General features: G+C 43.1%; 12 protein-coding genes. All 12 read right to left on the bottom strand.

What is annotated here, in order from left to right; all coding sequences use genetic code 11:
* Positions 1-154 precede the first annotated feature (154 nt).
* The gene (locus tag HGJ98_RS05410; RefSeq protein ID WP_291350041.1) at positions 155-1,495 is read right to left on the bottom strand and encodes an amidohydrolase family protein; all 1,341 of its coding nucleotides are present in this window, start codon (positions 1,493-1,495) and stop codon (positions 155-157) included.
* A gap of 129 nt (positions 1,496-1,624) precedes the next feature.
* Positions 1,625-2,494, bottom strand: coding sequence for a thiamine pyrophosphate-dependent enzyme (locus HGJ98_RS05405; protein WP_291350040.1), 870 nt, complete (start codon positions 2,492-2,494; stop codon positions 1,625-1,627).
* Between the two features lie 7 nt (positions 2,495-2,501).
* On the bottom strand, positions 2,502-3,659 hold the full coding sequence (locus HGJ98_RS05400) for a transketolase C-terminal domain-containing protein (RefSeq protein WP_291350039.1): 1,158 nt from the start codon (positions 3,657-3,659) through the stop codon (positions 2,502-2,504).
* Positions 3,656-5,335 carry an NAD(P)-binding protein gene (locus HGJ98_RS05395; protein ID WP_291350038.1) on the bottom strand — a complete coding sequence of 560 codons (1,680 nt, stop codon included), beginning with the start codon at positions 5,333-5,335 and terminating at the stop codon, positions 3,656-3,658. Before HGJ98_RS05395 ends, HGJ98_RS05400 begins: the two co-directional genes overlap by 4 nt.
* Positions 5,332-5,877, bottom strand: a complete 546-nt coding sequence (locus HGJ98_RS05390; protein ID WP_291350037.1) for a 2-oxoacid:acceptor oxidoreductase family protein — start codon at positions 5,875-5,877, stop codon at positions 5,332-5,334. Before HGJ98_RS05390 ends, HGJ98_RS05395 begins: the two co-directional genes overlap by 4 nt.
* Positions 5,878-6,331: 454 nt before the next feature.
* Positions 6,332-8,629 carry a molybdopterin cofactor-binding domain-containing protein gene (locus tag HGJ98_RS05385; protein WP_291350036.1) on the bottom strand — a complete coding sequence of 766 codons (2,298 nt, stop codon included), beginning with the start codon at positions 8,627-8,629 and terminating at the stop codon, positions 6,332-6,334.
* Positions 8,630-8,649: 20 nt separating this feature from the next.
* Positions 8,650-9,111 carry a (2Fe-2S)-binding protein gene (locus tag HGJ98_RS05380; protein ID WP_291350035.1) on the bottom strand — a complete coding sequence of 154 codons (462 nt, stop codon included), beginning with the start codon at positions 9,109-9,111 and terminating at the stop codon, positions 8,650-8,652.
* Positions 9,108-9,974 carry a xanthine dehydrogenase family protein subunit M gene (locus HGJ98_RS05375; RefSeq protein WP_291350034.1) on the bottom strand — a complete coding sequence of 289 codons (867 nt, stop codon included), beginning with the start codon at positions 9,972-9,974 and terminating at the stop codon, positions 9,108-9,110. The genes HGJ98_RS05380 and HGJ98_RS05375 overlap by 4 nt, the downstream gene beginning before the upstream one ends.
* A gap of 284 nt (positions 9,975-10,258) precedes the next feature.
* Positions 10,259-10,411 carry a hypothetical protein gene (locus tag HGJ98_RS05370; protein ID WP_291350033.1) on the bottom strand — a complete coding sequence of 51 codons (153 nt, stop codon included), beginning with the start codon at positions 10,409-10,411 and terminating at the stop codon, positions 10,259-10,261.
* A 67-nt stretch (positions 10,412-10,478) separates the two neighbouring features.
* The gene (locus tag HGJ98_RS05365; protein ID WP_291350032.1) at positions 10,479-12,212 is read right to left on the bottom strand and encodes a sigma 54-interacting transcriptional regulator; all 1,734 of its coding nucleotides are present in this window, start codon (positions 12,210-12,212) and stop codon (positions 10,479-10,481) included.
* Positions 12,213-12,370: 158 nt separating this feature from the next.
* Positions 12,371-13,561, bottom strand: a complete 1,191-nt coding sequence (locus HGJ98_RS05360; protein ID WP_291350031.1) for a thiolase family protein — start codon at positions 13,559-13,561, stop codon at positions 12,371-12,373.
* A 116-nt stretch (positions 13,562-13,677) separates the two neighbouring features.
* Positions 13,678-14,114, bottom strand: a 437-nt coding sequence (locus tag HGJ98_RS05355) for an SDR family oxidoreductase (RefSeq protein ID WP_291350030.1), incomplete at its 5' end; no start/stop codon positions are given.

Genomic DNA, 14,114 nt, shown 5'->3' with positions numbered 1-14,114 from the left:
GGGAAAGCCGCAATTTTCATTTACAGGAAAATGCGTGGTACATCCTTTTGACCTCCTGGAACCCTTCCGTTACAAGGGTTCCAGGTTTTTTTAACAATCAAAAAAATTCTAGCTTTATCGAGCCTTGCTCCACCAGCTCTCTTCTTTTCACATTCTATAGGCTTCTCTTAAGGAAACGACCTTCAGCCTCAGAGACCATTTTTCCATCAATGACTGCAACCTGCCCTCCTTTGATGGTCATAACCGGCCATCCCTTTAGCTCCTGTCCGTCATACAGACTAAAGTCGGCCCTTGAGCCTAGTTCCTCATGACGTACGGTTTTAACCAAATCTAGATCTATAACCACAAGATCGGCATCACTGCCCGGTGTAATGGTTCCTTTACGTGGGTAGAGACCATAGATCTCTGCAGGGTTTTTGCCCATAACTTCAACCAGACGAATAAGATCAAGCTTACCACTATTGACTCCATAATGAAGCATTACCGGTAAACTGGTACCTACTGCTGGATAACCGGGCATTGCGCCCCAAATTCCTTTTTCCGCACCCTTCAGATCTAGCGTCAACGTAACATTGTCCGTACCGACTGTATCCAATAAACCGCTTGCTAACCCCTGCCAGAGGGCATCGACACTTTCTGGCTCTCGGAAAGGCGGAACCATGTGGGCAACTAGCCCTAAAGGACTGAATTTATCGATAGATAGGTAAGGCGATGTTGTTTCGGCAAAAAGTTTTGGGTAGCGCGGTTTCAGTTCCGCCAATGCCCTTACACTCTCAGCAGTGGAAACATGAACTATATACATGCGGCCCCCTGCCAGATCATTGAGATAAGCGGCCCTGCGTACTGCATCTTCTTCGGCAGCATTAGGATGTGTATCCGCCCAATCAGCAAGGGTTTCACTACCTCTAGCCTTTACTTTTTCAGTAGCTACTCTAATAAGATGAGGATTTTCCGCATGCACACAAACAATTGCCTTGTCCCCTAAAGCCGCTACCGTTTCCAGAGTTTGAAGCATAAAACCATCGTCAACATCTGGTATAAGCCCGGGGATCCCTGACATGTACATCTTGAAGGAGGTAATACCAAGTTCCTTAGCATAGCTAGTGATTTCACTTTGCTGTTCGGGAGTCATAATGGCCAAGTGGAAAAAGACATCAGCAGCAGCTTTAGCATCGGCGAGATTAATAACATCTTTAAAATAAGACATATATGGATTAGGACCACCCATAAAAGCACCTACAGTCGTTATACCGCCCAATAAGGCTGAAGCTGTTTCTTTTTCCATCTCTTCTGCTAAATCACCAAAAATACCTAAATGGATATGAGGGTCAATGAGACCAGGTAATACATATTTTCCAGCTACAGAAATTTCTTTCTCACCGCTTAGACCTGTACCAATTGCCACAATCTTACCGTTTTCCATCGCTACATCTGCCTCAACAATACCTTGGCCTGGAATGACTAAACGACCATCTTTTAATACTAATTGGCCCACTCTTAATTACCTCCCCTTTTTAGTAAATAGATTAATTATTTAAAAGATTCAGAGAATTCGTATCCTTTTCACTGAAATTCTCTAAATCAAGTACCCGTAAATCAGTAAAATCTCAAGAACTAAATATAATCAAGTTGAAAATTTGCGATGTAAGCGTTGCCAATTTTTATTAACCTCTATTTGAATTTCCTCGATCTGAGCTTGATTAAGATGTCTATACCTTTTTTGAAGAGATAAATACTGGTTAATTGGTGTACCTTTAGAACCGTAATTTAACGTATAATGGTCACCATTTTCTACTTCATACAAGGGAAAAACCCCTGTTTCTACTGCAAGACGAGAAACTTTTGGTCCAGCATTGTCTGCCAAGCCCCAGCCATCTAGACAGGGAGTCAAAACTACGATAAATCGCAACCCCCTTATTTCCTTGGCCTTAGCAACTTTCCGCGCCAAATCTTCTGGATAACCTGTAGTAGCAGTAGCCATATAGGGAATACGGTGGGCCGCCATAATTTCTGCCAAGTTTTTCTTTGGCGTCGGCTTCCCGGCGGGAGTAGACGCTGTGTATGCTAGGTAGGGGGTTGAGGAGCTTTTCTGAGCTCCAGTATTCATATACCCTTCATTATCTAAACAAATGTAAATAAAATCTTCATTCCTCTCTGCCGCAGAAGATAAAGATTGAAAGCCAATATCATAAGTTCCACCATCACCAGCAATAGCTACAACTTTAGTATGGTCATTACCTTTGGCCTTCAGTGCACGAGCAATACCTGTTGCTGAGGCCGCACTTGCCTCTAGAGTCGTCTGATATACTGGCATCCGCATCGAGCTTAAGGGTTGGGGACCGGAAATTATTGCGATACAAGAAGGAGGCACTACTCCGATGGTATCAGGGCCTAAAGTATTAACAATATAACGCATAGCCAAGGCTTCACTACAACCTGGGCAGGCAGCGTGACCGGAATTAAACACCTTTTCTTCATTGATTTGATAACCCATATTCGTATCACCCCTTCCAAACAGAGCTAGCGATTGGTGTAGTACTCATGGCTTCTCGAACTAGAGCTGCAATATTATTTGGTGAAATATTCGTACCACCTACACCGGTCAAATAACCATGTACTCCGGGTCCATCGTCCACCCCATATAATGCTGCCTTTAGTTCTTGATGAAGAAAGCCACCTGTACCAGGAGCAAAATTACGGTCCAAAACCATTACTTTAGGAACAGACATCAAGGCCTGGCGCACCGCTTCAGTTGGAAACGGCCTGAATAATTTAACCTTTAATAAACCAACTGGGACTCCCTCCATGCGCAGATTATCAACTGCATCTCGGGCGGTTCCTACCATACTTCCCATTGTCACTATCACTAATTCAGCATCATCACAACGATACTTTTCAATAATTCCATACCCGCGTCCCGTCAGTTCCTGCCACTCAGTATCAGCTTCTTGAGCCACATCAATGACACTTTCCATTGCCAAACCTAGATCTCGACGATGACGATAGAACATCTCTTGATTGACAGTATTCCCCCAAGACTCCCCGATCTCTGGATCTAAACGGTGGAGGGGATTAAAGGCTGGCAAGTATTGATCAACATCCTTCTGAGCTGGAACCTCAACAATATCTAGGGCATGTGACACATAAAAAGCTTCATGCATAACCATAGCTGGAAGCATAACCTTTTCGGCAACTCGATACGCTTGGAGAACTGTATCCAGGGACTCTTGACCATGTTCACAATAATAATGAATCCAACCCGTGTCCCGTTGTGCCAAACTGTCAGTTTGATCGGGCCAAAAACCCCAAGGAGAACCAATTGTCCGATTGACATTAAACATGACAATGGGCGCTCTAGCTCCGGAAGCATAATGTAACATCTCATGCATTAGCATTAAACCCTGAGAAGCAGTAGCCGTAAACACTCGAGCACCGGTTAGAGAAGCTGTGATACAAGCAGCCATTGCGGAATGCTCTGATTCGGCAGTCACCAATTCAACGACCATTTCGCCGGCAGCTTGAAACTCCGATATTTTTTCAACAATAGGGGTTTGAGGGGTAATAGGATAGATAGGTACCACTTGTGGTTGAGCCAGTTTCACACCATAGGCAACAGCATGATTACCATTAACTAAAATGCGGTTGTTTTTTTCGTTCATCGTCCTGTCTCCTCCTTCAATACAACCGCTCCTCGTGGACATTCCTGGACACAGCTTCCACAGCCTTTACAATATTGATCTAAAATGCGGTAATGTTCTGCTAAGGAAGAGTCCTTAACCACTGCCATATCTGGACAAAAGTAGAAACAATTGTCGCACTCAACACAATTTCCACAACTAAAACATCGCTCAGATTGGGACTGTGTTTGTTCAAAGTTAAAACTTATTCTGACCTCATCAAAGTTTTGAAGCCTTTGTTCAACTGGGACTAGGCCTTTACGCTCCCGAGCCTTCTCTGGGAAATAAAACATATTAATTTCTTGGTAAGCCACTTTATCTTCTGAGTTTTCCGTTTTGCTAAGGGATTGACTATCGGAAGTTTGTTCTGTTAAATAACGATCGATACTTGATGAGGCTTTTTTACCTTGACCAATTGCTGTTGAAACAAAGCGCTCTGCTGGAGTAACATCTCCGCCTGCAAAAACTCCAGGTCGACTAGTAGCTAAGTCAGCACCTACTTTAACTAGTGATTGTCCGATATTTATTACGCTATCCCATCCTGTCAATTCAGTTTCTTGGCCAACAGCCAATATAACACTGGTTGCTGAAACGTTGAATTCTGTCCCAGAACGTGGGATTGGCCTAAGTACTCCTGCTGGGAAAGCCTCATCTAAAGTAACCTTGATACAATCTAAGCTAATTCTTTCAGGACCTAAGTTTACTTTCTGAACCATCACTCCTGCATAAATCTCTACGCCTTCTTCCAGAGACTCCGTAAGCTCATCAGGCTGAGCGGGCAGTGAATCCATAGCTTCTAAGGCTAGGACCTTAACCTGACTACCTAACCGTCGGGCTGTACCCGCTACATCTAAAGCTACACTACCACCACCGATTACGACTACTTCTTGCCCTAATTGAGGGACTTCTCCTCGATTAACCTTTTCCAGAAATTCATAACCTTTAAATACTTTGAGATCGTCCACCGAAAATTGAGGGAGTGTTTTAGAGTTCTGAGCTCCTAAAGCTAGAAAAACGGCTGAATAGTCTCTTTCCAAACTACTTAAATCATCTGCTTTAACTAAATGATTCACCTTAATTTCAATGCCTAACGCTAGTAATCGTTTTAATTCCCCGTCCCAGATCTCCTTTGATAACCGATATCTAGGAATCCCATAGCGTAAGACACCGCCAAGTTCGGGTCGAGACTCAAAAATCGTAACTTTATATCCAAGTTGTCTTAATTGATAAGCGCAGGATAGTCCCGCTGGTCCACCGCCGATCACCGCTATCCTCTGGTCTAGTTCTATTGTTGGGTGGGGTAAGGTCCAACCCTCGCTCAAAGCTAAATCGCCAATATATTGTTCAAGAGCATTAATAGCGACTGCACCATCGTATTCACCACGATTACAGGCACCCTCACAGGGATGGTGACAAATTCGCCCAGTTACTGCAGGAAAAGGATTGTTGACCACTAGAGCAGACCAAGCCTCGTGATAGAGTTGCTTCCTCGCTAACATAATCCAAGTAGGTATCTCACCGTCAACGGGACAGGCAGAGTGGCAAGGTGCTAAACGCTTCTGATAAATGGGTATTGCACTACGCCAAGTCCCTGTGTTCAAAATGTCCGTCCAACCGGTCGTCCAGATTGAAGGAACTTCCTTAAACGTTTCTTTCATTTAGCACCCTCCTTTCTTGTCAATCTATACCCATCCTTACAGGATTTAACATTTTGTTCCACTTTAACCGGACTCATATCTGAGACAACTTCACATAAAACGTCTAGCGAAGGTCGTCCTAGCAAACCCGCAACTGCCCCAACCAAGGTTGTATTAACTATCCGTCCTAGCTTATTTTCTTGAGCTATAGCCATGGCATCAATTGTAACAATCCGAAACCTCCCTAAACCGTTAAAATATTCGGGTGGTTGAGCTGAGTTGATTAAGACCAACGTATCCTCTTTAGCATCTTTTAGTAGAACATCATTGAGTAGACTAGGATCGAAGCAAACTATAACATCTGGGTCTTCAATGTTACAGCGTAAACGAATGGGCTGGTCATCAACTCTAATGAAGGAACTTACAGCTGTACCCCGTCTAGCCCCTCCATAAGTGGCATAGGCCTGGACATACTTGCCTTCACGGAAAAACACGTTAGCCAAAATATCTCCAGCCATTTGAGCTCCTTGACCACCACGTCCCTGAACAATAAATTGCAGCAAACTTTACACCTCCTCCAGTTTTAACTAGTTTTATTTCAGTAATGTATTGCAAGTTTACTTCCAGCTCCTCCCTTTGAGCTACGATTTGTCCTCAAAAGCTTATTTTTGAGTGCCAACGGTACATTTATAAGGTTGAACGTTTTAAATTATTATAAATATTATAAATATTCTGATTATATTGAACGAAATCGGTTCTCTATTGTACCACTCTCCTTCTCAAACACGCCAGCCTACGAACACTTTCCCTCTTACAACCCGTTACTAGGTTGGTACAGTAATTTACCAGTACAATTTTGATTAAAATCGGCGACTTTCTAGTTAGTTGACACCTCAGCAATTTGTTTTTGGTATATTTACGTACCAAAAACAAATTGCTAACGTGGTATAGCTTCTTGTATATAGCGTGGAGCCCTCTTCTTTAACGGGTTCCACGCTATTAAAAGGAATCTCCCGCCTACTTATTTTTATTTTGCAATGCAGCCAACACTCGTTCCGGGGTCATCGGTAACTCTTTGAATCTGATACCAATGGCATTGTAAACAGCATTTGCAATGGCTGCTGCCGTAGCAACTAAGCCAGACTCTCCTACACTCTTTGCTCCAAAAGGTCCAGTATCACAAGCTGCCTCTACTAAAATTGTTTCAATTTGCGGCATGTCTACAGAGGTTAGAATTTTGTAATCCGATAAATTTGGATTCAGAGGTTTACCACTTTCCTGGTCGTAACAATACTCCTCCGTTAGGGCGTACCCTATTCCTTGCTGAATTGCTCCTTCGATTTGACCCTCAACTATGGCCGGATTAATTGCTGTGCCGACATCATGAGCAGCTACCACTCTGAGAACTTCTACTATTCCGGTTTCAGTATCAACTTCAACTTCTACAAATTGGGCTGCATACACTGGAGGATTACCTGGCGGTTCTTCACTTACTACTCCGATAATTTGATTTCCATGGCTGCCAAAATGTGCACGGTGTGATATTTCTGCTATACTTACAGATTTAGCAGGCTCTTCAGAGGATTTATTACTTGCCCAGACTCTGCCATCCTTCACAACAAGTTCCGAAACCGGAGTCTCCATCATTTCAGCAGCCATTTCTAATATTTTTTGTTTAGCCTTAGCAGCAGCATTCTTTACTGCATTCCCACCGGAATAAGTTTGGCGACTGGCATGGCTGCCAATATCAAACCCTGCTACATCCGTATCGGCAGTTTTGGTAATCATCACATCCTCAAAAGGAATTCCAAGTTCTTCGGCCGCAATCTGGCTTAGGGATGTACCAGCCCCTTGCCCGCAATCAGAATTACTGTAAATTAAATTAGCAGTACCATCTTCGTTTATTTTAATCATTGCCGCCGATGTTTCGTGAAGCATAGGACGTGCCCCGCTTACATGCATCATGTACCCCATCCCGACTCCACGTTTCTTGCTTCCTTGATGACTGCTTTCGTTTCCTATTTTACTTCTCTTATTAGTCCATTCAATGGCCTTTGCCCCACTAGCGATACATTCCTCAAAGCCACAGCTTTCTATAACCCAACCGCTCCACAACCAAACCTCTCCGGCACATGGATGATTTTTGAGTCTCAGCTCCAGTGGCTCTATACCTAATCTTTCTGCAATATCGTCTATCTGTGATTCTACCGCAAATACCACCTGAGGGTTTCCATAACCGCGAAAAGCACCACACTGGGTGGAGTTTGTATAAACAGAATAGTTATCTACTTTTATATTCGGAGACTTATACATAGCCAAAAACCAACCAGCCACAGGACCAGCTAAGGATGGGGTGTGGGTCGCATACGCACCACCGTCAATATAAGAAGTTAACTGTCGTGCTGTAAACGTACCATCTTTTTTAACTCCGGTTTTGATGGTCATCGTTATGGGATGTCTAGATTCTGTCGCTAAAAAGGCCTCTTCTCTCGTATACTTAAGCATTACCGGTTGACCAACCTTCATAGCCAATAAAGCGGCGATGGGTTCGTTAACCACTCCTAAACGACTACCAAATGCTCCTCCCACCGGTGGTTTTATGATTCGAATTTGTCCAGTCTTTAAACCTAATGCATGGGCTGTAATGCTTCGAACCAAATGAGGCATTTGGGTCGAAGTCCAGATCGTTATTCGACCGTCTTTATCCGGTGCCGCCATAGATACACCACAGGGTTCCAAACTTACTTGATTAACCTTTGGCACGTAATAAGTGTCTTCAAAGACAAAATCAGCATCGGCAAAACCGGCATCAATATCTCCTATCACTACTGGCGTATGACCATAAATGTTTTTTTCAGCCTCATGTATTAAGACTGCCCCATCTGACATTGCCCGCTCTATATTCATTAATGCGGGCAACACCTCGTATTCTACTTCAATTAACTCTAAGGCTTGAACAGCAGTCGCTTCATCAACAGCGGCTACTGCCGCGATACCGTCGCCAACATAGCGAGCCTTATTTGTGAGAATATATTGATCCTCTACTAAAATCGCTCCTGGAGAAGGAGGAAAACCTGCACTGTTCCACAAAATCTTGGGTGTATCCTCATAAGTAAGAACAACCTTTACTCCTGGCAATTCCTTGGCTTTTGATGTATCAATACTGATAATCTTGGCGTGAGCGAAAGGACTGCGCAACACTTTACCAATTAACATATGAGGTAACATCATATCGCCAGTGTATAAAGCGCTCCCACTGACTTTTTCCCTCGCGTCTACGCGTGGTACTGACTGACCTACAACAGAATAACTCATAAATGTTTTCCCTCCTTTCCCTATCGACGACTTACATCCATAATGGCTTCGACAATCTTAACATAACCTGTACACCGACAGAGGTTTCCTGTTATTCCCTCTCGCACTTGGCTTTCTGTAGGATGAGGATTGCTATCCAATAACGCCTTAGCTGTCATAACAATTCCCGGAGTGCAATAACCACATTGAATTCCCCCGTGAGCAACTAGAGCTTCCTGAATAGGATCTAATTCCGTAATCCCACCTATACCTTCAATGGTGGTAATTTGCTTACCCACTGCATCAACCGCTAAAACTATACAAGAGTTGACTGGTTTCCCATCCATTAATACAGTACACGCACCGCATTCTCCGCTATCGCAGCCCTTTTTAGTTCCAGTCAGTGCAAGATCTTCTCTAAGCACATCTAGTAAGGTCTTCTTATGAGGAACATTTACTTGATAGGTCTCGCCATTAATCAGTAAACTTATCGACATTTTCATAGTTCTTCCCCCCAAGCTTCAACAAGTGCTCTCCTTGTTAGAACACCTACCATTTGCTTACGGTAACTGGCGGTGCTGCGAACGTCGTCAATTGGATTAACTGCCTCCTTAACTAATTCCGCTGCCTGCTCAAAAGCGCTTAACGTAGCTAAAGAATTAGTCAAGCTATCCTCCGCATCCTTAATTCTCAACTGAGTAGAAGCTACAGAACCAACTGCAATCCTTGCCTGGGCAATTTGCTTTCTTCCTGGATGAGGCGTTAAAAGCACCGCTACATTAACTAGGGCAATTTCATGACTTTTTCGTTTACCATGTTTAAAGAACACACCTTTACTGTTAAGAGGTGGAAGATCTATTTCTATCGCCGTCAGTATTTCCCCTTGTTGTAAAACCGTTTGACCGGGCCCAACATAGAACTCCTGAATTGAAACCTGGCGTGATCCATTTGGGCCCATAATTAGGAGGCGCGCCTCATACATTAAAAGAACCAAAGCAACATCAGCGGCAGGAGACGCATTGCACAGATTACCCCCAACAGTCGCAAGATTACGCACTTGAGGAGTACCCAAACTCCTCGCCGCATCAACCAAGGCAGGAAAATGAAGACTAAGTAACGGGTTATCAATAAGGGCACTTATTTGTGTTAAAGCCCCAATCGAAATTGTTTGGCCCTCATAGATAAATCCCTTAAGTTCAGTCAAACCTTTTAAATTAACGATACCCTTCCAGTTCGTTAGGCCTTTCTTCATTTTAACTAACAGATCAGTTCCCCCTGCTAAAGCCCTGACCTGATCTGCCCTATCAGCTAGTATAGAAACTGCATCTGTCAGGTTTTCAGGCTCCCAGTAGTTGATATCCGACAAAGACTTCACCCCCGAAGTTCAAATTTATTTCATTGATCATTCACAGGAAATTAATAAATTTAATATTTTATATTTTCTTACTATTTTTTTGAAATAAAAAATAGTGTCTATGCTCAATGCCCTTTTCGAGATCACTGAGACTCCTTATCTACTATCACCACCTTGCAACTTTACTCTATTTAAGTCAGAGCCCCCTAATAGAGTCACAAGATTGTATATATGCAAGATCAGTTCCTAATTTGAATAAAGACGTCGATATTAGCCTGAACATCTTAAGTAGGGGCTCAGACGGTATAATCTTGGCTCTTAACGGTCCTCTTACCATGATTGACACAGACTTCAAGAATAACCTTGGTACATTTTAACACCACTTTGTTTCCTTCACTTTTTGAAATGCTGTTCCCACCCGATGACTCTTCAACTTTTACGTCACACATTATTTACCACTCTTTCCAAGAAGGTACCACCTTCTTAAGGCAAATGACACTTGCTTAGATTTTCATACTAATCAACTGACATGATTTTATATTTATGAATTTTACGAAGAACCGTAGGATGGGAAACACCTAAAACCTTGGCTGCTTGTCTTATGGACGGATAAGTCTGCAGAGTTTTACGCAAGAGTTCTATTTCCAACATTTCGACGGCTTTTTCGAAAGGCATAGGATCGTTAACCTGTATTATTAGAGCCTGATGTTTGGGAACTATACTCAGGTTAAAAGGCAAATGTTTAAGAGTCAAAACCTCATCTTCATTCATGATCAGCATTCGTTCAATCAGATTTTCTAATTCTCGGACATTACCTGGCCAAGGATGTCGTTCAAAAGCCATTAAAATTTCAGGTTCAAACCTAATATTTCTTCCATATTTTTGGTTAAATCTCTCTAAGAAGTGGATAGCCAAAGGTACAATGTCATCAGTGCGCTCTCTCAATGGAGGGAGATGAATTGGTACGACGTTTAATCGGTAAAAAAGATCGGCCCGAAAACTATGTTGGGCTACCATGTCTTCTAGGTTTTTATTTGTAGCTGAAACCACCCGCACATTAAATTTGACAGGTTTAGCTGCACCTACTCTAAGCACCTCCTGCTGCTGCAACACCCGCAATAGTTTAACCTGCATATTCATGGGCATTTCCCCGATCTCATCAAGAAGCAACGTCCCGCCCTCGCAAAGTTCGAAAATACCTTTTTTTCCCCCACCACGTGCGCCTGTAAAAGCCCCATCTTCATAACCAAAAAGTTCTGATTCCAGCAAGTTTTCTGGAATGGCCCCACAATTGATTTGCAAAAAGGGCCCGTTGACACGTGGACTTAACTGGTGAATTAACGTAGCCACAATTTCCTTTCCTACCCCGGACTCCCCTGTGATTAAGACGTGAGAATTGACTTGAGCCAAACGGACTATTAGTTTATAAACTCTCTGCATACTCACACTTCGGAATACAAACTCCTCATGTCGCTGCAGCTTTGTTCTCAATTCCTTAATTTCGTGGGCATACCGAATGTTTTGTTGTTCGGTATTTTCAATCCGTTCACGCAAAAGATTGAGTTCAGTCATATCACGAACATTACAAACTACTCGCAAAATTTCCCCTTTTTCGTTAAAGAAGGGACTGCCAGTTATTAAGATCTCTTTACCAGTTTTAATTATCTGTTTAATTGTTACTGGTTTTTTTTGGCTAAGAACCAGTAATGCTACCGCTTGAGAAACCGTCCCGTCATCTTGAAGCTCTCTGACATTACGACCAACGCCGTTGTCATGTTTAGACAAACCTGTAATCCTTTCATAACTGGTATTTACTCGTAACAGAGTCCCATCGCCATCAATAATCCCAACGCCATCGTAAAAGGATTCAAGAATAGCCTCAAATTCATTATTTAACTCTTTAACCTTACATAGCTCAGTCGCCAAAGATTCTATCTCAGAAACATCTTGAAAGACAGCAATGGCTCCAATAACCTGGTCATCTTCAATAATTGGCGTATGATTGGTGACCATGATGAGGTCACCTCGTTCAAACTTTTTTCCGAATTGGGGTTTACCACTATAGAGTACCGACGTAAGCCCTGCCGGTAATAAATCACCGATTTTCTGCCCAATAATTTTGCCAGCTGGTACTCCCAGCATGCGCTCTGCTTGGCGATTAAAGATTGTAACCCGCTCTTCGGCATCAATAGCTACAATTCCATTATGTACAGCGTTCAATACCTCTTCTAATTTATTAAACCAAGACACCTCTTTCACCTCCGTAGCAGATCGAGTGTTGTTCGATGATTCGTCTGGAAACACGGGTGCAGGAAGAAAGGTTCTCCTACACCCGTGTTTTCTATGTTTTTTCGTCAGAGCGTGGTATAGACGATCCGATTGTATTTATCCCCGTTACTTGGCTCACGTTAGTACAGCGCCTCAATAATAGTAGCCATACCTTGCCCTCCGCCTATACAAAGGGTAACCATTCCATATCGTCCCTTGCGTCGACGCAGTTCGTAAAGAAGAGTCGTCATTAAGCGCGCTCCAGTCGCTCCAACGGGATGACCTAGTCCAATTGCACCACCATTGACATTTAGTTTCTCCTTATCTAACCCAAGTTCCCGAATAACGGCTAAGGATTGGGCTGCAAAGGCCTCATTCAGTTCAATCAAGTCAATATCGTTCAGTGTCAGTCCGGCTTGTTTTAAAGCCTTTCGCACAGCTGGTACAGGACCTATTCCCATGATTTGTGGCGGTACGCCAGCCAACGCATCTGTAATAACTCTGGCCATTGGTTTAATACCGAGTTCCTTGGCTTTATCAGAAGACATTAGAACCAGAGCCGCTGCACAATCATTTCGACCACAGGAATTACCGGCAGTAACTGATCCGCCTTTCTTGAACACTGGTTTCAAACTTGCTAGTTTTTCCAGCGTCGAAACTCTAGGGCCTTCATCTGTATCAAAAATAGTCGTGCCTTTCCGTGTCTTAATTTCAACCGGAATAATTTCATCCTTAAAAACCCCTGAAGCTAAGGATCTTTGACACCGTTCCTGACTTTGAAACGCGAATTTATCCTGGTCCTCCCGAGAGATATTAAACTGTTCAGCTACATTTTCTGCGGTATCACCCATAGAAACACTGCCATAAATTGAGTGGGGTTGCCCACCAGGTCCCGCTTCTGTTAAAGAATCAACTAAAACCCCATCTCCAGCACCAAAACCATAACGGGCATTTTTAAGGTAGTAAGGTGCTCGGCTAAGACTTTCTGTTCCGCCGGCAACAACCACTTCAGCCCTTCCGGTCTGGATTTCTTGGGTTCCATTACTGATAGCTTTTAAACTGGCTGCACATTGACAATGCACTGTATATGCAGAGGCTGCTTCCGGAATGCCCGCCAAAAGCGAACTAACGCGGGCTATATTTGCTGCTTCAGTCGTTTGTCGGGACCAACCCATGATAACTTCCTCTACTAAATCAGGACTTATACCTGCCCGAGTAACAGCCTCTTTTACGACAAGGCCCCCCAGATCTTGGGGTGTAACGTCTTTAAGTGTCCCACCAATGGTGCCAATTGGAGTTCTCACGGCACTAACGATTACAACTTCTTGCATTCTGGTCCTCCCTTTTCTCCTATTTTCTCAATATTCAATCTTTAGGAATCGTGTAATGGCATACAATTAACCGATACTTCCAACTAAGGCTTTCTTAGCAGCGTAAGTATCGTCGCTTAACGCATGATCATACCGCCTTCAATACATAGAATCTGTCCAGTAATATAACTCGCATCCTGAGATGCCAAAAAGACAAAACCACCAGCCATTTCCTCCGGTTGTCCGAATCTACCCATAGGGATTCTATCAATATATTTGACACTCAAGACCGGATCTGTTGAAATTTTCTCAGTCATTTTTGTCACAGCAAAAGGAGAGATTGCATTAACAGTAACTCCATATTTAGCTAATTCACGAGCTGCAGATTTTGTCAAAGCATTTATTCCGCCTTTTGCGGCGCTATAATTCACTTGCCCGATAGTACCTTGCAATCCAGCGGATGATGTCACATTTATGATTCGACCATAACCATTAGCTTTCATGTCTCCTGCCACAGCTTGCATGCAAAGAAATGTACCTTTCAAGTGGATATTTATAACGTCATTCCACTGCT

The organism is Desulfosporosinus sp., from assembly GCF_014237355.1.
GTDB lineage: Bacteria > Bacillota > Desulfitobacteriia > Desulfitobacteriales > Desulfitobacteriaceae > Desulfosporosinus.
Note: the sequence above shows the minus strand (reverse complement) of the source record. Positions and strands in the feature narration are given on the sequence as shown.

Coding starts and splice junctions, on each gene's coding strand:
- HGJ98_RS05380 (WP_291350035.1), bottom strand. CDS start 9,111: ATGAAAATGTCGATAAGTTTACTGATTAATGGCGAGACCTATCAAGTA.
- HGJ98_RS05370 (WP_291350033.1), bottom strand. CDS start 10,411: ATGTGTGACGTAAAAGTTGAAGAGTCATCGGGTGGGAACAGCATTTCA.
- HGJ98_RS05395 (WP_291350038.1), bottom strand. CDS start 5,335: ATGAAAGAAACGTTTAAGGAAGTTCCTTCAATCTGGACGACCGGTTGG.
- HGJ98_RS05400 (WP_291350039.1), bottom strand. CDS start 3,659: ATGAACGAAAAAAACAACCGCATTTTAGTTAATGGTAATCATGCTGTT.
- HGJ98_RS05360 (WP_291350031.1), bottom strand. CDS start 13,561: ATGCAAGAAGTTGTAATCGTTAGTGCCGTGAGAACTCCAATTGGCACC.
- HGJ98_RS05405 (WP_291350040.1), bottom strand. CDS start 2,494: ATGGGTTATCAAATCAATGAAGAAAAGGTGTTTAATTCCGGTCACGCT.
- HGJ98_RS05385 (WP_291350036.1), bottom strand. CDS start 8,629: ATGAGTTATTCTGTTGTAGGTCAGTCAGTACCACGCGTAGACGCGAGG.